Below are 23,675 nucleotides of genomic sequence, written 5' to 3'. Positions count from 1 at the left end.
TCCCTGCTGGTTTTGGCAGTCACCTTAAAGCGGGTCGATGAAACTATTGTTGCAGCGCGCTACAGCGGTGTGCCGAGCAGCACATTTGTCGGTGAAAACGCGACGTGCACCGCAGAACCGGTAGCCAGGTTTCGCTCATGCAATTGGAGCGGATCGGCCAGGGCGCACAATGTCTGGCCGTTGGGCAGGCTGATACGCACTTCACTGGGGCCGTCTTCGGCGGCGGCAACCTGCTCGATCACGCCGCGCAACGTGTTGATTCCCGATTGCTCCGCTGACTCGATGGGGTGCAACTCCAACCAGCCGGCCTTGATCAGGGCCACCACTTCGGTGCCGATAGCCAGCTCCAGGCGTAAGGTGCTGTCATGGGTGATTTGCGCCTCGATGACCAGACCCCGGGCCAGTTCCAGGCGTACCCGGTCATTGTGGCCCTGGGCCTCGATCCCCAGGACTTTGCCATGCAGTTGATTGCGCGCGCTGGTGCGCAGCATCAAGCGACTGAGCAGGCCCAGATCCCCGGCGTCCTCGCTGGCTTCCAGTAACTGCGCCTGCAGCGCTTGCAAGCGCTGATACAGACGCAGCACGCGTTGCCCCTCCTCTGACAGCTTGGCGCCGCCACCGCCCCTGCCGCCGACGCTGCGTTCCACCAGCGGCTGGTCCGCCAGGTTATTCAACTCGTCGATGGCATCCCACGCCGCCTTGTAGCTCAGGCCCGCGCTCTTGGCGGCGCGGGTGATCGAGCCTTGTTCGGCAATGTGCTGCAACAAGGCGATGCGTTGTGGGCGCCGGACGATGTGCTGGGTCAGGAGCGGGGGCAATGACATGATGGAGAACTGCGCCAAGGAATCATGAGCGGACGTTGGCGCCTCGCAGGCGGCGCGTCAAGCCGGCTCACCGGGTTTCGGCGTGCGGGCCAGGCAATACACATCGACCCGGGCGGCGCCGGCATCCAACAGCAGGCGGGCCAGCGCCTGGGCTGTGGCGCCGGTCGTGAGCACATCGTCGACCAACGCCAGGTGACGGTTGCCGAGCACGGCGTCGGGTGTGATGGCAAAGGCTTGACGCAGGTTTCGGCGCCGGGCCCTGGCATCGAGTGCCTGCTGGGCGGGGGTGTCCAGGACGCGCCGCAGCAGTTGTTCTTCGCAAGGGATCTTCAATGTCGCGCTGAGCCAGCGTGCAAGCATCGAGGCCTGATTGAAACCCCGTTGACGCAAGCGCCGATTGGCAAGCGGTACTGGCACCAGTGCGTCGGGTGGCTCCAGTCCTTCATTGAAGTGATGCTGCAGGGACTGCGCCAGCAGTTCGCCCATCAACCGACCGAGCGGCCATTTGGCCTGATGTTTGAAGCGTGCGATCAGGCTGTCGATAGGAAAGTCGTAGGCCCATGGCGCCAGGACCCGCTCGAAGGCTGGCGGTTGAGTGGCGCACTGGCCACAACGCAGCCCGGCCATGGGCAGTGGCAAGGCGCAGATACTGCACTGGTCACCGAGCCAGGGCAGTTCGCTCTCGCAGGGGGTGCAAATGGGTTGGGGCGTGTCGGTGGTTTCGCCACACAACAGACAAGGTTGTTTGTTTTTTAACCAGATGTAAACCGGTCCATCGTATCGTGGTTGACAGCGCATGACTCTTCCTTAAATATGCCGAACATCCGTGTCGCGCCTGTGGGTATTCCATGTCCCCAGGTGCCAGCCAAGCATAATCAAGGAAATGCCCATGAGCGCCAGCACCACTGCCAACCTGCGTCATGACTGGTCTTTGGCCGAAGTCAAAGCTCTCTTCGTCCAGCCCTTCAATGACCTGTTGTTCCAGGCGCAGACCGTGCACCGCGCGCATTTCGATGCCAACCGCGTCCAGGTGTCCACGCTGCTGTCGATCAAGACCGGCGCCTGCCCGGAAGATTGCAAATATTGTCCGCAGTCCGGCCACTACAACACCGGGCTGGAAAAAGAAAAGTTGCTGGAAGTGCAGAAAGTCCTCGAAGAGGCCGCCCGTGCCAAGGCCATCGGCTCGACCCGTTTCTGCATGGGCGCGGCGTGGAAGCATCCGTCGGCCAAGGACATGTCTTATGTGCTGGAGATGGTCAAAGGCGTGAAGGCCATGGGCCTGGAGACCTGCATGACCCTGGGCCGCCTCGATCAGGACCAGACCCAGGCCCTGGCCCAGGCCGGCCTGGACTACTACAACCACAACCTCGACACGTCGCCGGAGTTCTACGGCAGCATCATCACCACTCGTACCTACAGCGAGCGTCTGCAAACCCTGGCTTACGTGCGAGATTCGGGGATGAAGATCTGCTCCGGCGGCATCCTGGGCATGGGCGAGTCCCTGGACGATCGCGCCAACCTGCTGATCCAGCTGGCGAACCTGCCGGAGCATCCGGAATCGGTGCCGATCAACATGCTGGTAAAAGTCGCCGGCACGCCACTGGAAAACGCCGAAGACGTCGACCCGTTCGATTTCATTCGCATGCTCGCCGTGGCGCGGATCCTGATGCCCAAGTCTCATGTGCGCCTGTCCGCCGGCCGCGAAGCGATGAACGAACAGATGCAGGCCCTGGCATTTTTCGCCGGTGCCAACTCGATTTTTTATGGCGACAAACTCCTCACCACCGCCAACCCGCAAGCCGACAAGGACATGCAACTGTTCGCTCGCCTGGGCATCCAGCCGGAGGCCCGCGAAGAGCATGCTGATGAAGTGCATCAGGCGGCTATTGAACAGGCGCTGGTGGAGCAGAAGAGCAGCGAGCAGTTCTACAACGCCGCCCTCTGAGCTGACGCAAAAAAAATGTGGGAGCGAGCCTGCTCGCGATGGCGATGGAGCATTCAACATTTGTTGACTGGCACGCCGCTATCGCGAGCAGGCTCGCTCCCACAGGGGGATCTCCTCCAGTCTTTAAATAGCGGTTCACCCCGAGGCCTGCATGCCCTTCGATCTCGCCGCACGCCTGACTGCCCGTCGTGCCGAAAACCTCTATCGCCAGCGCCCGCTGCTCGAAAGCCCACAGGGGCCAGAGGTGGTGGTGGACGGCCAGCCGCTGCTGGCGTTCTGCAACAATGATTACCTGGGCCTGGCCAATCATCCGCAAGTGATCGAAGCCTGGCGCGCCGGTGCGGCGCGATGGGGCGTGGGTGGCGGTGCTTCCCATCTGGTGATCGGCCACAGCGGTCCACATCACGCTCTGGAAGAAGCCCTGGCTGACTTGACTGGCCGCCCGCGGGCACTGCTGTTCACCACTGGCTACATGGCCAACCTTGGCGCTGTCACCGCATTGGTGGGGCAGGGTGATACGGTGCTGGAGGATCGACTCAACCACGCTTCGTTGCTCGACGCCGGGTTGCTGTCCGGCGCGCGCTTCAACCGTTACCTGCACAACGATGCCCAGAGCCTGGCCAACCGTCTGGAGAAAGCCACCGGCAATACGTTGGTGGTTACCGATGGTGTGTTCAGCATGGACGGTGACATCGCCGATCTGCCGGCCCTGGCCCGTGCAGCCAGGGCCAAGGGCGCCTGGCTGATGGTCGATGATGCCCACGGTTTCGGCCCGTTGGGGGCCAATGGCGGCGGGATCGTCGAACATTTTGGCCTGAGCCAGGATGACGTGCCGGTATTGGTCGGCACCCTGGGCAAAGCCTTCGGTACTGCCGGTGCTTTTGTCGCCGGCAGTGAAGACCTGATCGAAAGCCTGATCCAGTTCGCTCGTCCCTACATCTACACCACCAGTCAACCGCCGGCCCTGGCCTGCGCTACGCTCAAGAGCCTTGAGCTGCTGCGCAGCGAGCATTGGCGGCGCGAACATTTGCAGGTGCTGATCCGCCAGTTTCGCCACGGTGCCGAGCAGATCGGCCTGCAATTGATGGACAGTTTCACGCCGATCCAGCCGATCCTGATCGGCGATGCGGGGCGGGCGATGCGCTTGTCGCAGATGCTGCGTGAGCGGGGACTGATGGTCACTGCGATCCGCCCACCCACCGTGCCGGCCGGCAGCGCTCGTCTGCGCGTGACCTTGACCGCCGCTCACAGTGAGGCTCAGGTGCAGCTACTGCTGGAGGCATTGGCCGAGTGTTTTGCACAACTGGGACCGGAGCCAAGCCATGCGTGATCGACTGATATTGCTGCCTGGTTGGGGCTTGGGCGTTTCCCCGCTGGAGCCTCTGGCGGCTGCGCTGCAAGGGCTCGATGAACATCTGCGGGTCGAGATCGAGCCGTTGCCGGCACTGACCTCAAGCGACCTCAATGAATGGCTCGATGAGCTGGATGCCACATTGCCCCAGGATGCCTGGTTGGGTGGCTGGTCGCTGGGCGGCATGCTGGCCGGCGAGCTGGCGGCGCGTCGGGGCGAGCGCTGTTGCGGCTTGTTGACCCTGGCGAGCAACCCTTCTTTCGTGGCCCACGATCAATGGCCGAGCGCGATGGCCGGTGAAACCTTTGATGGGTTTCTCGCCGGGTGCGCCGCCGACCCGCGCCAGACCCTCAAACGCTTCAGTTTGTTATGTGCCCAGGGTTGCGGCGATCCGCGCGGCTTGTCGCGATTGTTGCTGGCGGGTGCGCCTGTCACTTCACCTGATGTGTTGATGGCCGGGCTCGAGCTGCTGGCGCAACTGGATACCCGCGCCGCCTTGCAGGGCTTCGGCGGCCCGCAGCTCCACGTGTTTGCCGGGCTCGACGCCCTGGTACCGGCTGAGGCAGCGGGTGAATTGCTGGTGTTGCTGCCCGATGTTGAAATCGGTCTGATCGAACAGACCGGCCACGGATTCCCTCTGGAAGACCCCCACGGTGTGGCGGGAACGATTCAGGCTTTTTTGCATGAGTCCGATGATGACTGATTTGTCTGTTGCCAAATTGCCCGGTGCCTTGCCGGACAAGCGCCAGGTGGCGGCCTCGTTTTCCCGGGCGGCGACCAGTTACGACAGCGTGGCCGAGCTGCAGCGCGACGTAGGCCAGCAGTTGCTGGACCGGCTGCCTGCTTCGATCATGCCTGAGCGCTGGATGGACCTGGGTTGTGGCACCGGCTATTTCACGAGGGCGCTGGGTACGCGCTTCGGCGAGGTGACCGGGTTGGCGCTGGATATCGCCGAAGGTATGCTCAACCATGCTCGTCCTCAGGACGGGGCTGCGCACTTTATAGCCGGTGATGCCGAGCGGTTGCCCTTGCAGGCCTCCAGCTGCGATCTGGTGTTCTCTAGCCTGGCGGTGCAGTGGTGCGCGGATTTTGCCTCGGTGTTGAACGAAGTCCATCGGGTTTTGAAACCCGGTGGCGTGTTTGCCTTTACAAGCCTTTGCGTCGGCACGTTGTACGAACTGCGCGACAGCTGGCGTCAGGTGGATGGCCTGGTGCACGTCAACCGTTTTCGCGGGTTCGAAACGTATCAAGAGCTATGTGAGGCCAGCGGGCTGAACGTTATCAGCTTGGAAAACCGTCCCCATGTGATGTATTACCCGGACGTGCGCGGTCTGACCCATGAATTGAAAGCCCTCGGCGCCCACAATCTGAACCCCGGCCGGCCCGGCGGGTTGACGGGCAGGGCGCGGATCCTTGCACTGGTTGACGCTTACGAACAGTTTCGTCAGGTACAGGGTTTGCCCGCGACCTACCGGGTGGTTTACGCCGTGCTGGAGAAACCGCTATGAGCCAGGCTTATTTCATCACCGGTACCGACACCGACGTGGGCAAAACCACCGTCGCGGCTGGCCTGCTGCATGCTGCGCGACAGGCTGGCATGAGCACCGCCGCGGGTAAGCCCGTGGCCTCTGGTTGTGAAGTAACGCCCAAGGGCCTGCGCAACGCCGATGCCTTGGCGCTGTTGGCCGAATGCTCGGTGCCGCTTGAGTATGCCCAGGTCAATCCGGTGGCGTTCGAGCCGGCCATCGCGCCTCACCTGGCCGCTCGGGAAGCCGGCGTGGCCTTGACTGTGCAATCGTTGCTGGGGCCGATGCGTGAAGTGTTGGCCTTGGAGGCCGATTTCACTCTGATCGAAGGCGCGGGCGGCTGGCGCGTTCCGTTGGCCGATCAGGACAACCTCTCGGACTTGGCGATGGCGCTGGGACTGCCGGTGATCCTGGTGGTGGGCGTGCGCCTGGGCTGCATCAGCCACGCCCTGCTGACCGCCGAGGCCATCGCCCGGGACGGCCTGCAACTGGCGGGTTGGGTGGCCAATATCATCGACCCCAAGACATCGCGCCTGGAAGAAAATCTGGCGACCCTGGCCGAACGCCTGCCGGCGCCGTGCTTGGGGCGTGTGCCGAAAATCAAGGGCATCACCGCCGAAGCCGTGGCTGCGCATCTGCACCTGGATTTGCTGGATTACTAAGGTTTTTACTATGACAAGGCACTGTGCCATTAGTGTTTTTGTCGGGCCTTTTCCCCAGGCTTCTGTTTCAATGTCCGCTGTCTACCCTTCAAGAAGACGAGTTCTGCCATGGAAATCTCAGGAAATACCGCGTTCTATGCCGGTCTGAGCACTATTCAGACAGGGCAGAACCGTGTCGATCAGGCCTCTAGCCAGATTGCCAACAATACGATCGAGCGTTCGGTCACCAGCCAGTCGTCCGAACTGCAAGCCGATCGCTTGCGGTCGGTGGATCGCAGCCAGCAATCGGACTTGGCCAGCAACATGGTTGAAATGTCCCAGGGCAAATTTCAGGTCGAACTGGGCGTGAACGTGGCCAAGGCTTCCGATGAAATGCTCGGTACGTTGATCGACACTTTCGTCTGATTCTCTACTTCAGGTTTGTCAAAACGCCGCGATTATTCGCGGCGTTTTCGTCTCTAACTCCTTCTGGCTCAACTAATCTTTTCCTACGGACGCTGTGAGTGTTTCGCTGCGGTGAATTGCTGTGCCTGGGATTTTTTCCGGGACGATGACGAACGGCAAAAGATCGACGCTTGACAAGATTTAGGCGTAAACGTATGTTTCAAACAACTGTTTGACCGTCACAACAAATCCATGCGGTCGTTCATTCCCGGTTACATCAGCAGAGGTTTATCGCTATGCCTGACTACAAGGCCCCCTTGCGTGATATTCGCTTCGTTCGTGACGAACTGCTTGGCTATGAAGCGCACTATCAGAGCCTTCCGGCTTGCCAGGACGCAACGCCAGACATGGTTGACGCCATTCTTGAAGAAGGCGCCAAGTTTTGTGAGCAGGTGCTGGCGCCGCTGAACCGTGTGGGCGACCTCGAGGGCTGCACCTGGAGCGAATCCGGTGTGAAGACCCCGAGCGGCTTCAAGGAAGCCTACAAGCAATTCGTCGAAGGCGGCTGGCCAAGCCTGGCCCACGACGTTGAGCATGGTGGTCAAGGCCTGCCGGAGTCCCTGGGCCTGGCGGTCAGCGAGATGGTCGGCGAAGCCAACTGGTCGTGGGGCATGTACCCAGGCCTGTCCCATGGCGCGATGAACACTATTTCCGAGCACGGTACGCCCGAGCAGCAAGAGGCCTACCTGACCAAGCTGGTTTCCGGCGAATGGACCGGGACCATGTGCCTGACCGAGCCGCACTGCGGTACTGACCTGGGCATGCTGCGCACCAAGGCCGAGCCTCAGGCCGACGGTTCGTACAAGGTCAGCGGCACCAAGATCTTCATTTCGGCCGGCGAACACGACATGGCCGACAACATCGTCCATATCGTTCTGGCACGCCTGCCGGACGCTCCGGCCGGTACCAAAGGTATTTCGCTGTTCATCGTTCCCAAGTTCCTGCCTAACGCCGACGGCTCCATCGGTCAGCGCAATGCGGTGAGCTGCGGTTCGCTGGAACACAAGATGGGCATCCACGGCAACGCCACTTGCGTGATGAACTTTGACGCGGCCACCGGTTTCCTGATTGGCCCGGCGAACAAAGGCTTGAACTGCATGTTCACCTTTATGAACACCGCACGCCTGGGCACCGCGCTGCAAGGCCTGGCTCATGCCGAAATCGGTTTCCAGGGTGGCCTGAAGTACGCCCGTGACCGTCTGCAAATGCGTTCCCTGACTGGCCCGAAAGCGCCGGACAAGGCTGCCGACCCGATCATCGTGCACCCCGACGTGCGTCGCATGCTGCTGACCATGAAGGCCTTCGCCGAAGGTAACCGGGCGATGGTTTACTTCACTGCCAAGCAAGTGGACATCGTCAAGTACGGCGTCGATGAAGAAGAGAAGAAAAAAGCCGATGCACTGCTGGCGTTCATGACGCCGATCGCCAAGGCGTTCATGACTGAAGTCGGCTTCGAATCGGCCAACCACGGCGTGCAGATTTATGGCGGTCACGGTTTCATCGCCGAGTGGGGCATGGAGCAGAACGTTCGCGACAGCCGCATTTCGATGCTGTACGAAGGCACCACCGGCATCCAGGCTCTCGACCTGCTGGGCCGCAAAGTGCTGATGACCCAGGGCGAAGCGCTCAAGGGCTTCACCAAGATCGTTCACAAGTTCTGCCAAAGCAACGAAGGCAACGACGCGGTCAAAGAGTTCGTAGAACCTCTGGCTGCGCTGAACAAGGAATGGGGCGAGCTGACCATGAAGGTCGGTATGGCGGCCATGAAAGACCGCGAAGAAGTTGGCGCGGCCTCGGTGGATTACCTGATGTACTCCGGTTATGCCTGCCTGGCCTACTTCTGGGCTGACATGGCGCGCCTGGCGGCGGAAAAACTCGCCGCCGGCACCTCCGAAGAAGCTTTCTACACCGCCAAGCTGCAGACCGCGCGCTTCTACTTCCAGCGCATCCTGCCACGCACCCGCACTCACGTGGCAACCATGTTGTCGGGCGCCAACAACCTGATGGACATGAAAGAAGAAGACTTCGCACTGGGCTACTAAGCCTTACGCGGTTCTTCTAAAAAAGCCGCTGCTTCCTTCGGGAGCAGCGGCTTTTTCATGCTCGCTGCAAATCCCACATTGGAATGTTCAATAGCCACAAAATATGTATCCACCGCGGGCCCTTGTGGGAGCGAGCTTGCTTGCGATAGTGGTGTGTCAGCCCATGGAGATGTCTATTGAACAAACGCCATCGCGAGCAAGCTCGCTCCCACACAGATCAACAGTGATCCTGAAACAATATTCATCCAACCCAACCCTAAGAAAACCGTTCCCTCTGCCGTTACAGCGATGGCAGTGTGACATCTGTCACATCTTGCGTGCCTTAATGCCCCAGTAGCAGGCACAATGCCATCTTCGCTCAGCCCGGTCGGAGCTTTACCCTTGCCGCGTTCTTCCGCTGTACGTCTCAGTCATTTCCTACCGTCATTGGTGCTATTGCTGGCGGGGCTTGCGGCTGCCTACGTCAAGGATCTCAATGTCTTTTTCACCTCCCTGTTCAACGTTCTTCCTACATTGGTGTTGTTGCTCGGAGGGGCGTACTGCGCCGTTTACCGACGTCAGCGTGAGCTGTTTCTGATGATCACGGTGTACATCGCCTATTTCCTGCTGGACACCCAGACCGATTTCTATCGCGACAACGGCAAGGTGCGCGATGACGCAGCGGTGGTGTTTCACCTCGTCTGCCTGTTGTTGCCGCTGTTGTTTGGCCTGTTCGCCGCGTGGCAGGAGCGGACTCATTTGTTCCAGGACATGGTGGCGCGGTTCGCGGTGCTGCTGATCTTTGGAAGCGTGGCGCTGGCCCTGGAGCAAAGTTTTCCCCAGGCACTGCTGTTGTGGCTTTCGGAGATCCGCTGGCCAGCGTTGCACGGTGCCTGGATGAGCCTGATCCAGTTGTCCTACCCGGTGTTCATCGCCGCCTTTGTGTTGCTGGCCTGGCAATACTGGCGCCATCCGCGACCGTTGCATGCCGCGCAATTGGTGGGTTTGCTCGGGGTGTTCTGGATGTTGCCCAAGACCTTCATCCTGCCATTTACCCTGAATATCATGTGCAGCCAGGTGATGCTGATGATCGCGGCGGCGGTCGCCCACGAGGCTTATCAGATGGCGTTCCGTGACGAACTGACCGGCCTGCCGGGGCGTCGGGCGCTGAATGAGCGCATGCAGCGCCTGGGTCGCAATTATGTCTTGGCGATGAGCGACGTGGACCATTTCAAGAAATTCAATGACACCCACGGCCACGACGTGGGCGATCAGGTGTTGCGTCTGGTCGCCAGCAAACTGTCGAAAATCAGCGGTGGCGGTAGGGCTTATCGCTACGGTGGAGAGGAATTTGCGCTGGTATTCGCAGGAAAAACCATCGAAGAGTGCATGCCTCATCTGGAAGTCATTCGCGAATCCATCGCGAACTACAGCATCCAGCTACGCAATCCCGACAGTCGTCCCCAGGATGATCAACAAGGTCGCCAGCGTCGTGCCGGTGCCGGGGCATCCAGTGTATCGGTGACGGTCAGCATCGGTGTGGCCGAGCGCATCGAACAGCGCACCCCCGAAGAAGTGCTCAAATCCGCTGACCAGGCTCTCTACAACGCCAAGGGAGCCGGGCGTAACTGTGTGATTGCCTATGGGCAGAACCGTCGCGGTGCGGTGCGCATGGAAGCGGCCGCGGGTTGAGTGATGATGGCGCATTCAGCGTCTGGACTGTGATTGTGAGCCTCGGTGGCCGGCAGTAGGTTTGAACGACCTGTTACCGGAGAAGACCACCATGCCCGAGTACAAAGCCCCGCTGCGCGACATGCGCTTTCTGATCGATCACGTCTTCGATTTCCCTGGCCGCTATGCCGAACTGGGCGCCGACGATGCCAGCCCGGACATGATCAGCGCGATCCTCGAGGAAGGCGCCAGGTTCTGTGAGAATGTGCTGGCGCCGCTCAATCGCTCCGGTGACGAAGAAGGCTGCCATTTCGACAACGGCGTGGTCACCACGCCTACAGGCTTCAAGCAGGCGTTCGCACAGTACGTGGAGGGCGGCTGGCATGGGCTGGCTGCGGACCCGGCTTACGGTGGCCAAGGATTGCCCAGTTCCCTGGGCCTGGTCATCAGCGAAATGGTCGGCTCCAGCAACACCTCCTGGGGCATGTACCCGGGCCTGACCCATGGTGCGATGTCGGCCATTCATGCCCACGGCACCGAAGAGCAGAAGCAGGCCTACCTCACCAAGCTCACGGCCGGTCAATGGACCGGCACGATGTGCCTCACCGAAGCCCATTGCGGCACGGACCTGGGCATCATCAAGACCCGAGCCTTGCCTCAGGCCGATGGCAGCTACGCGATTACCGGCAGCAAGATTTTCATTTCCGCCGGCGAACACGACATGAGCGACAACATCATTCACTTGGTGCTCGCCAAACTGCCGGATGCGCCTGCCGGGACCAAAGGTATCTCGCTGTTCATCGTGCCCAAGTTCCTGCCAGACGCCAGTGGCGAAGCGGGACCGCGCAATGGCGTCTCCTGCGGCTCGATCGAGCACAAGATGGGCATCAAGGCGTCCGCCACCTGCGTGCTTAATTTCGACGGGGCCAAGGGATTCTTGATCGGCGAGCCGAACAAGGGTCTGAACTGCATGTTCACCATGATGAACCATGCCCGGCTGGGCACCGGCATGCAGGGCCTGTGCCTCGGGGAAGCGAGCTTCCAGGGCGCGATCAAATATGCCAACGACCGTTTGCAGATGCGCTCGCTGACCGGCCCCAAGGCGCCGGAAAAAGCCGCCGATCCGATCATCGTCCACCCCGATGTGCGCCGGATGTTGCTGACCATGAAAGCCTTCAACGAGGGCAACCGGGCGCTGACTTACTTCACCGCGCAACTGCTGGATATCGCACACCTGAGCAGCGACGAAACCGCCCGCCAGGAGGCCGAAGACCTGCTGGCGTTCCTCACCCCGATCTGCAAGGCTTTCATGACCGATACTGGCCTGGAAGTGACCAACCACGGCATGCAGGTGTTTGGCGGCCATGGTTTCATTCGTGAGTGGGGCATGGAACAGCTGGTGCGCGACTGCCGTATTGCGCCGATCTATGAAGGCACCAACGGCATCCAGGCCTTGGATCTATTGGGGCGCAAGGTGTTGGGCAGCCAGGGCAAGTTGCTGCGAGGGTTCACCAAAATCGTCCATAAGTTCTGCGCCGCCAACGCTGAACATCCGCAGCTCAAGGATTACGTCGCGCAACTCAACGGGCTCAACCAGCAATGGGGCGAACTGACCACCCGGGTTGGCATGGCGACCATGAAGAACCCCGATGAAGTCGGCGCCGCTTCGGTGGACTATCTGATGTACAGCGGTTACATCATCCTGGCCTATCTGTGGTTGCGCATGGCGTTGGTGGCCCAGGCGCAACTGGATGCAGGCGAAGGTGATGCGGATTTCTGCCGGGGCAAACTGGCGACCTGTGAGTTTTACTTCAAGCGCCTGCTGCCAAGGACCGCTGCCCATCGGGCCGCGGTGGAGGCGGGGAGCGATTGCTTGATGAAGCTGCCGGCGGAGTTGTTTGCCCTCTGATGTGAGGGGGACAAAGATCGCAGGCTTCGCCAGCGCCTACAGAAGTGCGCATATTCCCTGTAGGAACTGGCGAAGCCTGCGATCTTTTCTTTGGTGACTAAAAATAACAAAACAGTCACCGGCTGACCCTATGTGTCGCAAAAGTTGTTGGGGTACACTCAGGCCACTGCAAAACCGTTTTCTTACGAACCAATTGTTTAGATCTTGCGAGGTTTGCCATGGCTGACTACAAAGCGCCCCTGCGCGATATGCGCTTCGTCCTCAATGAAGTGTTCGAGGTCGCGAAGCTCTGGGCTCAACTGCCGGCGCTGGCCGAGACCGTAGACGCTGAAACCGTCGAGGCGATCCTTGAGGAAGCCGGCAAAGTCACCAGCAAAAGCGTTGCCCCCCTCAGCCGTGCAGCTGACGAAGAAGGTTGCCACTGGGCTGACGGTGCCGTCACCACGCCAGCCGGTTTCCCACAGGCCTACAAGACTTACGCTGAAGGCGGCTGGGTCGGTGTCGGTGGTGATCCGACCTACGGCGGCATGGGCATGCCCAAGGCTGTTTCGGCTCAGGTCGAAGAAATGGTCAACTCCGCCAGCCTGTCCTTCGGCCTGTACCCCATGCTGACTGCCGGGGCTTGCCTGTCGATCAATGCTCACGCCAGTGAAGAGCTGAAAGCAGCCTACCTGCCGAACATGTACGCCGGCGTCTGGGCTGGTTCCATGTGCCTGACTGAGCCGCATGCCGGTACGGACCTGGGCATCATTCGCACCAAGGCCGAACCTCAGGCCGATGGTTCCTACAAGGTCAGCGGCACCAAGATCTTCATTACTGGCGGCGAACACGATCTCACCGAAAACATCATCCACCTGGTGCTGGCAAAGTTGCCGGATGCGCCGGCAGGCCCGAAAGGCATCTCGCTGTTCCTGGTGCCCAAGTTCATGGTTAACGCCGACGGCAGCCTGGGGGCGCGTAACGCGGCCAATTGCGGGTCGATCGAACACAAGATGGGCATCCAGGCGTCCGCCACCTGTGTGATGAACTTCGACGACGCCGTGGGTTATCTGGTCGGCGAGCCGAACAAAGGCCTGGCGGCGATGTTCACCATGATGAACTACGAGCGTTTGGGTGTGGGTATCCAGGGCTTGGCCACCGGTGAGCGCTCCTACCAGAACGCCATCGAATATGCCCGTGACCGCTTGCAAAGTCGTTCGCCAACCGGCGCGCAGAACAAAGACAAAGTCGCTGACCCGATCATCGTCCACCCGGACGTGCGTCGGATGTTGCTGACCATGAAAGCCTCGAACGAAGGTGGCCGGGCATTTTCCACCTACGTGGCGATGCAACTGGACACCGCCAAGTTCAGCGAAGACCCGGCCACCCGCAAGCGTGCCGAAGATCTGGTGGCCTTGCTGACCCCGGTGGCGAAGGCGTTCCTGACTGATCTGGGACTGGAAACCACTGTCCATGGCCAGCAGATTTTCGGCGGCCACGGCTACATTCGCGAATGGGGTCAGGAGCAACTGGTGCGTGACGTGCGCATCACCCAGATCTACGAAGGCACCAACGGTATCCAGGCGCTGGACCTGGTAGGGCGCAAGATCGTCGGCAGTGGCGGGGTGTTCTACAAGCTGTTCGCTGACGAAATCCGCCACTTCACCGCTACCGCGAGCAGTGATCTGGCCGAGTTCACCAAGCCGTTGAACGACGCTGTCGGTACGTTGGATGAACTGACCGAATGGCTGCTGGACCGGGCGAAAAGCAACCCGAACGAAATCGGCGCGGCTTCGGTGGAATACCTCCAGGCGTTCGGCTACACCGCCTATGCCTATATGTGGGCACTGATGGCCAAGGCGGCCTTGGGCAAAGAAGCGCAGGATGATTTCTATGCGAGCAAATTGGGTACGGCGCGGTTCTACTTCGCCCGTTTGCTGCCGCGCATCCACTCCCTCAGTGCCTCGGTGAAGGCGGGTAGCGAGTCGTTGTTCCTGCTGGACGCTGGGCAGTTTTGAAATCTGACGACGTGTAAGCAAATGCTTACACGTCGTGCTGGCGTTTTCCCTCTATCGGCGGATTGGATCCAGAGCTAATCTACTTCACATGGACGTCGCGCAGGATGCGCAAAGCAAAAACACGGACACGTAGGATTCTGCCAGGATGGCGGAGCGAAATGGATGTCAGGGAAACAGTCTGCAAAGCCCCGCTTCGGCGGGGTTTTCTTTTGTCCGCGTTTTTATCTTCCCGCGCTTTATCCCTTCTGGATGGCTTCTCACTGAACCCTGACGAGCGGTCGGGTGTCCATGAGCTATATGGCAATGTGGCCATCGCCAATCAGGAGTCATCCATGGATATCATTCGAATCATCATCGCCATCCTGCTACCGCCGTTGGGTGTGTTTCTGCAAGTGGGCTTCGGCGGGGCATTCTGGCTCAACATCCTGCTGACTCTGTTGGGTTACATCCCGGGCATCGTGCATGCGGTGTACATCATCGCCAAGCGCTGAATTTGTTGGTTTGCACAAATCCCCTGTGGGAGCGAGCCTGCTCGCGATAGCGGTAGATCCAGTCAAAATCTCCATGGACTGATCCACCGTTGTCGCGAGCAGGCTCGCTCCCACATTTGGTTTTGCATTTGCCCTATAGGGGGCCATCCATCACCCTGCGATAGAACAACCATTCATGCTCCAGCGCATGAGCCTGGTTGATCGCCTTGCGAAAGCCATGGCGCTCATCGGCGTAGTAATGCGCTTCTACCGCGATGCCGTTGTTCTGCAATGCCTCGACCATATCGCGTGTCTGCTGCGGCACGACCACGGCATCCAGTTCACCCTGGAAAAATATCACCGGGGTGCGGATCTGATCAGCGTGCAGCAGTGGCGTGCGGTCCCGATAGCGTTCGGCGTCCTGTTGCGGGTCGCCGATCAGCCAGTCCAGATAATCGCCTTCAAATTTGTGCGTGGCGTGGGCCAGGGCGACGGGGTCGCTGACACCATAGAGACTGGCGCCGGCGCGGAACACGTCATGGAACGCCAGGGCGCAAAGAGTCGTGTAGCCGCCAGCACTGCCGCCACGAATGAACGCGCAACGGCCATTGATCAAGCCTTGTTCCTCAAGGTGCGTGACCACCGCGCAGGCATCCTCGACGTCCACCACCCCCCAATTCAAATACAGCGCCTGTCGATAGGCTCGGCCATAACCGCTGCTGCCACGGTAATTGAGATCGGCCACGGCAAAGCCGCGCTGGGTCCAGTACTGGATGCGCGGATCAAAGATGGGATAACACGCCGAGGTCGGTCCACCATGGATGAACACCACCAGTGGCGGTTTTTCTTCGGCGTTCATGGCCGGGTAAAAGAACCCATGGGCTTGGCTGGAAGCCGAGGGATAGCGCAGGGTCCGGGGGCGACTGATGTGTTCGACGGGCAACGGCGCAACGCCACCGGCGAGCACCACCACGGCATGGCTTTGCCGCTCAATGGCTATCACCGCCGACGGGCTGATTGGCGAAGCGGCGATGGCATAAATGAACCGCTCATCGAGCGCCAGGCTGCGAAAACGCGAATAGGAGCCGGTGAAATCCTCGGATACGCCGTCACTGCGGCAGAGGCCCAGTCGCCCGAACCCCGCCTCGGTCCAACTCGCCAGGTAATCGCGTTCGCCCAGCGGCAGCCAGGTACAGCCGCCCAGTTGCCAGGGTGCTGGGGCGTGATCGGCTTCGGCGGCGGGCAGTGGCTCCAGGTCGTCGGCGGATTCAATCCAGGGCTGCCAATAACCGCCACGATCGCTCAGGCAATAAAGGCGACCGGAATCATCAAAACGCGGTTGCTGAATAGACTCCTCGTGACCGCTGCCCGCGACGCAACGCGGCTCATTCCAGGCGCCAGCGTTGCGCTCGGCCAGCATCAGTCTCGTTGACGTCCACGGTTGATGGGGGCGGCTCCACTCAATCCAGGCCAGTCGTCGACCATCTGGACTCAAGGTCGGCGCGGCGTAGAAGTCCGCACCTTCGGCCAACAGATGTCGTTGATGATCTGCCAGGCCGATCGAGACCAGGCGATGCTGATTGGCCTGCTCCTCCACTGCCAGCACCTGGCCGCAAGCGAAGTGAAGATCGCCATATCGACAATCACCTGAGGTCAGCGCCACGGGTTGTTCGCCGGCGAGCGACTGGTGATACACCTGCTGATCGGCCTCATTGACGAACAGCACACCGTCGTCGCTCAGGCAGAACGATCCGCCGCCATATTCATAAACCCGGCTGCGAACACTGAATCCATCCGGGGTCAGGCATCGGGCCTTGGCATCCTGCCAATGCCAGATCCGGCAGGCACCGTCTTCGGGACGGTATTGATTCCAGAACAGTCCAACGGGCCCGGCTTGCAGCTCAGCGAAGTCGATGCCTGCCGCAACGGCCTGGGCTGCGCTGAAAGAATCAGCCTTTGGCGATGAGGCGTGAGTTTCGTTCATTGCGAAAGGCCAGTTGTTCAATCGTCTGAGTGGCATGCTCGGCGTCTTCCCGAGCCTGAAGAATCATCCCGTGATGCTCGGATTTGCTGCACACCGGGTCGGCATTGCTCGCATCGCCCGTGAGCATGAATGCCTGGCAGCGACAGCCGCCGAAGTCCTTTTCTTTTTCATCACACGAGCGGCACGGTTCGGGCATCCAGTCATAGCCGCGGAAGCGGTTGAAACCGAACGAGTCGTACCAGATGTGCTGCATGCTGTGGTCGCGCACGTTGGGAAATTGCACGGGCATCTGCCGGGCGCCGTGGCAGGGCAGTGCAGTGCCGTCCGGCGTGACGGTCAGGAAAATGCTGCCCCAGCCGTTCATGCAGGCCTTGGGGCGTTCTTCATAATAGTCCGGGGTGACGAAGATCAACTTGCACGGATGCCCTTGGGCCTCGAGTCTGGCGCGGTACTCGTTGGTGACACGTTCGGCGCGCACCAGTTGTTCTTGGGTGGGCAGCAGGCCGACGCGGTTGAGCTGTGCCCAACCGTAGAACTGGCAGGTGGCAAGTTCGACGAAGTCGGCTTCAAGGGCGATGCACAGCTCGATAATGCGGTCGATCTTGTCGATGTTGTGCCGATGGGTGACGAAGTTCAGCACCATCGGATAGCCGTGGGCCTTGACCGCCCGGGCCATTTCCAGTTTTTGCGCGAAGGCTTTCTTTGAACCTGCCAGCAGGTTGTTCACCTGTTCGTCGCTGGCCTGGAAGCTGATCTGGATGTGGTCGAGACCGGCCTTTTTGAAATCGCTGATTTTCTGCTCGGTCAAGCCGATGCCAGAGGTGATCAGGTTGGTGTAGAAACCCAGCCTGCGCGCCTCGGCGATCAGTTCGGCCAGGTCCTGGCGCACCAGCGGCTCGCCGCCGGAAAAGCCCAATTGCGCGGCGCCCATCTCACGCGCCTCGCGAAACACCTTGAACCACTGCTCGGTACTCAGCTCCTTGCCCTGCTCGGCGAAGTCCAGCGGATTGGAGCAGTACGGGCATTGCAACGGGCAACGGTAGGTCAGCTCGGCCAGCAGCCACAGCGGCAGGCCGACTTCAGGCTTGGGCGGCAGGCTTGTGGCGTCAGGCAAGTTCGATCCAATGCTCTGCACGGGCGACCTCCATGAATTGCTCGATGTCGTCACCGAGTTCCGGCACGTCGGGGAACTGCTTCTCCAACTCACCGATGATGGCCGCGACATCCCGTTCACCGTCGATCAGGCCGCCAATCAGCGAAGCGCTGTCGTTGAGCTTGATCATGCCTTCAGGATAGAGCAGCACGTGGCCCTTCTGTGCCGGTTCGTACTGGAAACGATAGCCGGGGCGCCAGCGTGGGGTCTTGCTGCGGTCGAAACTCATAAGGTAATTCCTTTGTGCCACACCCGTTGCCCGGTCACGCTGTGATAGGGCGGGCGGTTCAATTCGTAGGCCATGCTCATGGCATCGAGCATGCTCCAGAGGATGTCCAGTTTGAACTGGAGAATCTCCAGCATGCGCTCCTGGCCTTCGCGGGTGGTGTAATGCTGCAAGGTAATCGCCAGGCCGTGCTCCACGTCTCGCCGGGCCTGGCCCAGGCGGGTGCGGAAGTATTCGTAGCCGGCGGGGTCGATCCAGGGGTAATGCTGCGGCCAGCTGTCCAGGCGCGACTGATGGATCTGCGGTGCGAACATTTCGGTCAGGGAGCTGCTGGCGGCTTCCTGCCAAGAGGCGCGGCGGGCGAAGTTGACGTAGGCATCCACCGCGAAGCGCACGCCCGGCAGCACCAGTTCCTGGGAGCGCAGTTGATCGGGATCCAGGCCAACCGCCTGACCCAGCCGCAACCAGGCTTCGATGCCGCCGTCTTCGCCGGGCGCGCCGTCATGGTCCAGCAGGCGCTGGATCCACTCGCGGCGGATTTCCCGGTCCGGGCAGTTGGCCAGGATCGCGGCATCCTTGAGCGGGATGTTCACCTGATAGTAAAAACGGTTCGCGACCCAGCCCTGGATCTGCTCGCGAGTGGCGCGGCCCTCATACATCGCCACGTGATACGGGTGATGAATGTGGTAATACGCACCCTTGGCACGCAGGGCCGCTTCGAACTCGGCGGGGGACAGGGGGGTGTCAGTCATTGCGGTTCTCCGGGCAATTCCCGTGGATTCTGTGGCGTCAGGGTTGGCCCCATCGCGAGCAGGCTCGCTCCCACACTCGATCTGTAATGCATGAAATATCCGGTACGACTCAAACTACCGTGGGAGCGAGCCTGCTCGCGATGGCGTCTCATTAGCCAGCAGCGATTGGCTGACACAGCGCACACCCACTCCCACAATCGTCGCGCCCGTCCTACAACTCAATACTCATTCCGTCGTAAGCCACCTCAATCTTTCGACGTACAAGTTCGGCCCGCTCGGGCGAGTCTTCATCGAGGATCGGGTTGGTATTGTTGATATGAATAAGGACCTTGCGCGGTTCGGGCAGTTGCTCCAGCACTTCGATCATCCCGCCAGGCCCGTTCTGTGCCAGATGGCCCATCTCGCGACCGGTGCGGGTGCCGACGCCACGACGCTGCATTTCATCGTCGTCCCACATCGTGCCGTCCACCAACAGGCAATCGCTGCCGGCCATGATCTCCAGCAAAGGCTCGTCGACTTTACCCAGGCCTGGGGCGTAAAACAGCTTGCCGCCGGTGCGCAGGTCTTCGACGATCAGGCCGATGTTGTCGCCTGGGTGCGGATCGAAGCGGTGCGGTGAATAGGGCGGCGCGGCGCTGCGCAGCGGCAGGGGAGTGAAGCGCAGGTTCGGGCAGGCCGGGATGGTGAACGGCTGGTCGAGTTCGATGCGGTTCCAGCTCAGCCCGCCGTTCCAGTGGGTCAGCATGTTGAACAGCGGAAAACCGGTGCTCAGGTCTTCATGGACCATGTCGGTGCACCAGACTTGATGCGGGCAGCCTTCGCGCAGGCTGAGCAGGCCGGTGGTGTGGTCGATCTGGCTGTCCATCAGAATGATGGCGCCGATACCGGTGTCCCGCAGTGCCCGACCCGGTTGCATCGGGGCGAATCCTTGGAGCTGGGCGCGAATGTCCGGGGAGGCATTGCACAGCACCCAGTTCACGCCATCATCGGAAATCGCGATGGACGACTGAGTGCGTGCCTGGGCTCGCAGGCTGCCGTTGCGAAAACCTGCGCAATTGGCGCAGTTGCAATTCCACTGGGGGAAACCGCCGCCGGCGGCGGAACCTAGAATCTGGACAAACATGGCCGCTCCATCTGCAAACCGAAATAAAAAACGCCCCGGCTGACCGAGGCGTTGTGCTGCGCGTTCAACCGCCTGCAGCAATCAACGGCTGGCGAAGTACATGGTGACTTCGAAACCGATACGCAGGTCGATATATGCGGGTTTGGACCAAGACATGGAAATACTCCTTTAGGTGGGATGCTGTCATCAGGATGGGTCGGTTGAGACCTATACATATAGTCCACCTCCGAAGGGAGATGTTCAGATGCTTAGGCGGCTATGTTACTAAATCTGACATATTCGTTGGCTGCAATTCTCCAAGAAAGCTCATTGCACAGACTGTAATGATCATGGCACCGCGTGCCAGGGCTCTCCAGGGCAGGCTCCATTGGTCAGGCAGTAGCGTGCACTTTCGGCGCTAGTCAGATGCCGCACGGCGTCCATCAGCTGTTCTCGATTCACACGCATGATGGCGTCGGGCAATTGCTCAAGATAATCCGACGGGTGGCCAGCGAGTTTGCCCTGCCAGAGCAGTTCGGCCGCTTGGGCGCAGGGCAGGACGGCGCTCTGGAATTGGGCGGTGAGGGCCTGCTGCTGACTGGCCAGCGTCGAATCGTCGAGCTGCTGGAGCAGGTCCGGCAGGCCGCTCAGGAACTGGTCGATATGGGCGATCAACTGGGCCGCCGAGGCGCTGGGTGATTGGACACCGAACAACAAACCGGTCTGCCCATCGATCTGCTTCACACCGCTGAACACTGCGTAACCCAACTGCAACTCGACCCGCAGGCGCTGGTAAAACGCTGTTTGACACAGCTGTGCCAGCAACCGCCATGCGGCTTCGTCGCGCAGGGCTCGGGTAGGCGTGGGACAAAACAACAACACGGCCTGTTCGTCGCCGTGGGTCTGAAGGGTGTGCCAGATCGGCTGCCCGCAAGGGGAGGCCGGTTGGGCTTGCTGGCCGGCAATGCCGGGCACCCGGGCCAGCACCGGGCCCATTGCTCCCTGGGTGGCGGCCGAGAGACCGATGGCCAGTGCGTCCCAATGCGCCGTCGTCCACACGCTGTTGTCGCGATCGGGCAGCGCCAAGGCTGACGATGAGGAGTTTTGCTGGCAATGAATCGGCAGCTCCTTCAACAGGTGTCGAATCGGTATCAGTGCAGGTTCGCTCTTCGCTGGCGCCGGCGGCAGTGGTTGTCCCAGCTTCGTCAGGATGTGCTCGAGCACCAAGGGCATCGGTGCCTGCAGGCCAACCAGCTTCAGCAGCCATTGGTCGGCGCAGGGCTCAAAGGTGACTTCCACGCCGGCCTGCTGCGCATCTTCACGCAGATCCTGCAGATGCCGATCAAGCCTGGCCGAGAGGTCGAGCGGGGGCAGCGTCGCCAGGCGCCAGCGCAGATACACCGCGCCTTGCGAGGTGTTGTCCGCCAGCCCTTGGCTGAACTGCATGGGGGAACGTTCCCGCCGGCCCCGGGAGCGGTCCTGGGCGAAGGTGCGCAGACCGCGATGGGCGCTGGTCTGGCCGCGTATCAACCCGGTACGGGGTGGTTCGCTTGCCGTTTGCAGGAACGGGTTGGGCGCGGGCAGTTGCCATTGCCCGGTGACGTGCTCCGCCGGGTGCAATTGCTTGAGAATTTCCCTGAGCCGCGACAGATCGTTTTCCGACAGTTGAACATCACGTTCTTCATTGTCCCAACGGGCCAGTTGCAACGCCGTCGCGGTCTCCTGCCGACGTTGCAGGCGGGCGCTGAACTCATCGCGCAAGGGCGCCCAGTCGTCCTGGGCGGCGAAAAATCCCAACCAATCGTGCAGCAATGGCTGAATGTCGTTCAGTGCGTGATCGTTGTCGAGTTTGAACTCGATGTGCAACAGCGCCTGCTCGGCAAACTCGTACAGCGCCGATGCCTTGAGGCTGTCAGCCAGACCGCGTTGACGCAAGGTGGCGAGCAGGCCGCCCGGTTTGCTGTTGTTCAGCCATGTGCAGAGAAAATCCATGGCTTGCGGCGAGGCGACCGGTAAACCTTCGAAGGCGCACAGCAGATCGAGACGTCCTGGGCTGACCTGTTGATAACCGGCTTGGTGCGATGCCATCAGCTCCGGCGCTGGCTGCCGGGTGACCGCTTCACCCGCAGGCACATCGCCGCTGAACTGCTCGGCCAGTGCCTTCAAGGCTTCGATGCTTTGCGGGCCCGCCAGACTCAGCGTCATTTGGCCGCTCTGGTAGAACCTTCGATAAAAGTCTTGCAGTGCCATTTGGAACTCGGCCCGCTGCACCGCGAGGCTGTCGCGATTACCCGCATGGAAACCTCGCAGTGGATGAGCGGCGGACAGTCCTTCGTGCAGGGCCACTTGTCGCTGGGCCGTGGGGTCCTGAGACCAGGCGATGAATTCCGCGTGCAGCACTTCTCGCTCGCGCAATTGGACAGTTTCATCCAGGCGCGGATGGGAGAGCATGTCCCCGAGTCGCTCCAGACCGCCGGCAAAGGCAGCCGGTGATAATTCGAAGAAGAAATCGGTGGTGCGATCGCTGGTGCGGGCATTGACCTGGCCGCCATGCCGTTGCACGTAGGTCATCAGGTTCTGCTCTGTGGGAAACCGCTCAGTGCCGAGGAAGAAAAGATGTTCGAGCAAGTGCGCCAGTCCCGGCCAGGCGAGCGGCGCATCATGGCTGCCGACCGCCACCCGCAGCACCGCAGCGCTGCGCTTGAGGCCGGGGACATGGCGCAATGTCACTCGCAAGCCGTTGGCCAGGGTTTCAGTGTGGGGGCAGAAGGAATCGACGGCCGACATGAGCGTTTCCAGAACAGAGAAGCGCTCATGCTAGCGGATTAGGGAGCGTTCTCAATCAGTGTTTGTTCAAGTCGTCGTAAAGCTCAGGGCGGCGGTCATGCAGGTAGTTGTAGGCCGCACGGCAATCCTCAATCAGTTGCCGATCCAGTTCCCCCACGATCAAGGCCTCGTCCAGCCCGGCAAGGGCAGGGCGGCTGCCATCCGGGGCGGCGATGCTGCTTTGCCCGCAGTACTGCAATTCACCTTCATGACCGCAATAGTTGGCGTAAGCCACAAAACACTGGTTCTCGATGGCACGGGCGCGCACGGTGACATCGGCGATGAACTCATAGGGCTGCATGTTGGCGGTGGGCACCAGGATCAGTTCGGCGCCGGCCAGGGCCAGGCGCCGGGCGTTTTCCGGAAACTCCAGGTCATAGCAGATCAGAAAGCCGAGCTTCCAGCCGTTAAGCTCGACGATGGGCAGCTCGCTATCGCCAGCGCTGAACATCGCGTGGTCCAGATCGCCAAACAGGTGACTCTTTCGATAATTTGCCAGGCGTTCGCCGTGGGCGTCTATCAGTTGCACCGCGTTGTAAATCTGCCCATCTTCGCTGCGTTCCGGGTAGCCATAGGCGATCGCCAGACTGGCCGCCTTGGCGATGCGAGCGATCTGCTGCGCCCATTCGCCGTTGTAGACCTCGGCCAATACATTCACCGCGTCGACGCCAATGTTGTAGCCGGTCAGGAACATTTCCGGCAACACCAACACATCGGCGCCCCTGGCCTCCAGCGCCACCTGATGCAGGCGTTGCAGGTTGGCGGCCGGGTCCAGCGGCAGCGGTGAACATTGGTAAAGGGCTACACGCATC

General features: G+C 60.8%; 21 protein-coding genes. 11 read left to right on the top strand and 10 right to left on the bottom strand.

The annotated features are described in order from the left end of the window. Window positions 1-59: 59 nt before the first annotated feature. Window positions 60-824 carry a TOBE domain-containing protein gene (locus GKKCFE_RS23410; RefSeq protein ID WP_445577147.1) on the bottom strand — a complete coding sequence of 255 codons (765 nt, stop codon included), beginning with the start codon at window positions 822-824 and terminating at the stop codon, window positions 60-62. Between the two features lie 57 nt (window positions 825-881). Beyond that, on the bottom strand, window positions 882-1,622 hold the full coding sequence (locus tag GKKCFE_RS23405; RefSeq protein ID WP_188251815.1) for a ComF family protein: 741 nt from the start codon (window positions 1,620-1,622) through the stop codon (window positions 882-884). 91 nt (window positions 1,623-1,713) lie between these two features. Here GKKCFE_RS23405 and bioB point away from each other — a divergent pair, with 91 nt between their 5' ends. From bioB to GKKCFE_RS23350, 11 genes are all read left to right on the top strand, one after another. Continuing rightward, window positions 1,714-2,769 (top strand): biotin synthase BioB, encoded by a 1,056-nt coding sequence (bioB, locus tag GKKCFE_RS23400; RefSeq protein WP_445577146.1) that lies wholly within the window; start codon window positions 1,714-1,716, stop codon window positions 2,767-2,769. 151 nt (window positions 2,770-2,920) lie between these two features. Continuing rightward, entirely contained in the window at window positions 2,921-4,099 is a 1,179-nt protein-coding gene (gene bioF, locus GKKCFE_RS23395; protein WP_047228116.1) for an 8-amino-7-oxononanoate synthase, read from the top strand. Beyond that, window positions 4,092-4,823 carry an alpha/beta fold hydrolase gene (locus GKKCFE_RS23390; protein WP_445577145.1) on the top strand — a complete coding sequence of 244 codons (732 nt, stop codon included), beginning with the start codon at window positions 4,092-4,094 and terminating at the stop codon, window positions 4,821-4,823. The genes bioF and GKKCFE_RS23390 overlap by 8 nt, the downstream gene beginning before the upstream one ends. Beyond that, complete coding sequence (gene bioC / locus GKKCFE_RS23385) at window positions 4,816-5,628, top strand: malonyl-ACP O-methyltransferase BioC (protein WP_445577144.1); 813 nt, start codon at window positions 4,816-4,818, stop codon at window positions 5,626-5,628. Before GKKCFE_RS23390 ends, bioC begins: the two co-directional genes overlap by 8 nt. After that, entirely contained in the window at window positions 5,625-6,308 is a 684-nt protein-coding gene (gene bioD, locus GKKCFE_RS23380; protein WP_445577143.1) for a dethiobiotin synthase, read from the top strand. Before bioC ends, bioD begins: the two co-directional genes overlap by 4 nt. Before the next feature lie 108 nt (window positions 6,309-6,416). Further along, on the top strand, window positions 6,417-6,713 hold the full coding sequence (locus GKKCFE_RS23375) for a pyrroloquinoline quinone biosynthesis protein PqqE (RefSeq protein ID WP_107323009.1): 297 nt from the start codon (window positions 6,417-6,419) through the stop codon (window positions 6,711-6,713). A 275-nt stretch (window positions 6,714-6,988) separates the two neighbouring features. Beyond that, complete coding sequence (locus GKKCFE_RS23370) at window positions 6,989-8,794, top strand: phenylacyl-CoA dehydrogenase (protein ID WP_445577142.1); 1,806 nt, start codon at window positions 6,989-6,991, stop codon at window positions 8,792-8,794. 381 nt (window positions 8,795-9,175) lie between these two features. Next, the gene (locus GKKCFE_RS23365) at window positions 9,176-10,465 is read left to right on the top strand and encodes a GGDEF domain-containing protein (RefSeq protein WP_047228110.1); all 1,290 of its coding nucleotides are present in this window, start codon (window positions 9,176-9,178) and stop codon (window positions 10,463-10,465) included. A gap of 91 nt (window positions 10,466-10,556) precedes the next feature. Continuing rightward, window positions 10,557-12,353, top strand: a complete 1,797-nt coding sequence (locus tag GKKCFE_RS23360; RefSeq protein ID WP_445577141.1) for an acyl-CoA dehydrogenase C-terminal domain-containing protein — start codon at window positions 10,557-10,559, stop codon at window positions 12,351-12,353. A 218-nt stretch (window positions 12,354-12,571) separates the two neighbouring features. Continuing rightward, on the top strand, window positions 12,572-14,350 hold the full coding sequence (locus tag GKKCFE_RS23355; protein WP_076383422.1) for an acyl-CoA dehydrogenase C-terminal domain-containing protein: 1,779 nt from the start codon (window positions 12,572-12,574) through the stop codon (window positions 14,348-14,350). A 332-nt stretch (window positions 14,351-14,682) separates the two neighbouring features. Next, on the top strand, window positions 14,683-14,841 hold the full coding sequence (locus GKKCFE_RS23350) for a YqaE/Pmp3 family membrane protein (protein ID WP_038436734.1): 159 nt from the start codon (window positions 14,683-14,685) through the stop codon (window positions 14,839-14,841). 133 nt (window positions 14,842-14,974) lie between these two features. Here GKKCFE_RS23350 and GKKCFE_RS23345 read toward each other — a convergent pair whose 3' ends face one another. The 8 genes from GKKCFE_RS23345 to GKKCFE_RS23310 form a co-directional block, all read right to left on the bottom strand. Next, window positions 14,975-16,804, bottom strand: a complete 1,830-nt coding sequence (locus GKKCFE_RS23345; RefSeq protein ID WP_445577140.1) for a prolyl oligopeptidase family serine peptidase — start codon at window positions 16,802-16,804, stop codon at window positions 14,975-14,977. Next, window positions 16,770-17,939 carry a pyrroloquinoline quinone biosynthesis protein PqqE gene (gene pqqE / locus GKKCFE_RS23340; RefSeq protein ID WP_417697075.1) on the bottom strand — a complete coding sequence of 390 codons (1,170 nt, stop codon included), beginning with the start codon at window positions 17,937-17,939 and terminating at the stop codon, window positions 16,770-16,772. The genes GKKCFE_RS23345 and pqqE overlap by 35 nt, the downstream gene beginning before the upstream one ends. Next, complete coding sequence (gene pqqD / locus GKKCFE_RS23335) at window positions 17,911-18,186, bottom strand: pyrroloquinoline quinone biosynthesis peptide chaperone PqqD (RefSeq protein WP_256231057.1); 276 nt, start codon at window positions 18,184-18,186, stop codon at window positions 17,911-17,913. The genes pqqE and pqqD overlap by 29 nt, the downstream gene beginning before the upstream one ends. Beyond that, complete coding sequence (gene pqqC / locus GKKCFE_RS23330; RefSeq protein ID WP_047228105.1) at window positions 18,183-18,935, bottom strand: pyrroloquinoline-quinone synthase PqqC; 753 nt, start codon at window positions 18,933-18,935, stop codon at window positions 18,183-18,185. The genes pqqD and pqqC overlap by 4 nt, the downstream gene beginning before the upstream one ends. Before the next feature lie 211 nt (window positions 18,936-19,146). Beyond that, window positions 19,147-20,058, bottom strand: a complete 912-nt coding sequence (gene pqqB, locus GKKCFE_RS23325; protein ID WP_047228104.1) for a pyrroloquinoline quinone biosynthesis protein PqqB — start codon at window positions 20,056-20,058, stop codon at window positions 19,147-19,149. 81 nt (window positions 20,059-20,139) lie between these two features. Next, a complete protein-coding gene (pqqA, locus tag GKKCFE_RS23320; RefSeq protein WP_003177660.1) occupies window positions 20,140-20,214 on the bottom strand; it encodes a pyrroloquinoline quinone precursor peptide PqqA in 75 nt (24 codons plus the stop codon). A 171-nt stretch (window positions 20,215-20,385) separates the two neighbouring features. Continuing rightward, on the bottom strand, window positions 20,386-22,824 hold the full coding sequence (gene pqqF / locus GKKCFE_RS23315) for a pyrroloquinoline quinone biosynthesis protein PqqF (protein ID WP_445577139.1): 2,439 nt from the start codon (window positions 22,822-22,824) through the stop codon (window positions 20,386-20,388). Between the two features lie 55 nt (window positions 22,825-22,879). Beyond that, window positions 22,880-23,674 (bottom strand): carbon-nitrogen hydrolase family protein, encoded by a 795-nt coding sequence (locus GKKCFE_RS23310; protein ID WP_173406483.1) that lies wholly within the window; start codon window positions 23,672-23,674, stop codon window positions 22,880-22,882. Window position 23,675: the final 1 nt, after the last annotated feature.

The sequence above is a fragment of the Pseudomonas sp. E141 genome, assembly GCF_052659885.1.
Note: the sequence above shows the minus strand (reverse complement) of the source record. Positions and strands in the feature narration are given on the sequence as shown.

Coding starts and splice junctions, on each gene's coding strand:
- GKKCFE_RS23310 (WP_173406483.1), bottom strand. CDS start 23,674: ATGCGTGTAGCCCTTTACCAATGTTCACCGCTGCCGCTGGACCCGGCC.
- pqqD (WP_256231057.1), bottom strand. CDS start 18,186: ATGAGTTTCGACCGCAGCAAGACCCCACGCTGGCGCCCCGGCTATCGT.
- GKKCFE_RS23405 (WP_188251815.1), bottom strand. CDS start 1,622: ATGCGCTGTCAACCACGATACGATGGACCGGTTTACATCTGGTTAAAA.
- GKKCFE_RS23345 (WP_445577140.1), bottom strand. CDS start 16,804: ATGAACGAAACTCACGCCTCATCGCCAAAGGCTGATTCTTTCAGCGCA.
- pqqB (WP_047228104.1), bottom strand. CDS start 20,058: ATGTTTGTCCAGATTCTAGGTTCCGCCGCCGGCGGCGGTTTCCCCCAG.
- bioD (WP_445577143.1), top strand. CDS start 5,625: ATGAGCCAGGCTTATTTCATCACCGGTACCGACACCGACGTGGGCAAA.
- pqqF (WP_445577139.1), bottom strand. CDS start 22,824: ATGTCGGCCGTCGATTCCTTCTGCCCCCACACTGAAACCCTGGCCAAC.
- GKKCFE_RS23375 (WP_107323009.1), top strand. CDS start 6,417: ATGGAAATCTCAGGAAATACCGCGTTCTATGCCGGTCTGAGCACTATT.
- GKKCFE_RS23355 (WP_076383422.1), top strand. CDS start 12,572: ATGGCTGACTACAAAGCGCCCCTGCGCGATATGCGCTTCGTCCTCAAT.
- GKKCFE_RS23360 (WP_445577141.1), top strand. CDS start 10,557: ATGCCCGAGTACAAAGCCCCGCTGCGCGACATGCGCTTTCTGATCGAT.
- GKKCFE_RS23350 (WP_038436734.1), top strand. CDS start 14,683: ATGGATATCATTCGAATCATCATCGCCATCCTGCTACCGCCGTTGGGT.
- GKKCFE_RS23390 (WP_445577145.1), top strand. CDS start 4,092: ATGCGTGATCGACTGATATTGCTGCCTGGTTGGGGCTTGGGCGTTTCC.
- GKKCFE_RS23410 (WP_445577147.1), bottom strand. CDS start 824: ATGTCATTGCCCCCGCTCCTGACCCAGCACATCGTCCGGCGCCCACAA.
- GKKCFE_RS23370 (WP_445577142.1), top strand. CDS start 6,989: ATGCCTGACTACAAGGCCCCCTTGCGTGATATTCGCTTCGTTCGTGAC.
- bioF (WP_047228116.1), top strand. CDS start 2,921: ATGCCCTTCGATCTCGCCGCACGCCTGACTGCCCGTCGTGCCGAAAAC.
- pqqC (WP_047228105.1), bottom strand. CDS start 18,935: ATGACTGACACCCCCCTGTCCCCCGCCGAGTTCGAAGCGGCCCTGCGT.
- bioC (WP_445577144.1), top strand. CDS start 4,816: ATGACTGATTTGTCTGTTGCCAAATTGCCCGGTGCCTTGCCGGACAAG.
- bioB (WP_445577146.1), top strand. CDS start 1,714: ATGAGCGCCAGCACCACTGCCAACCTGCGTCATGACTGGTCTTTGGCC.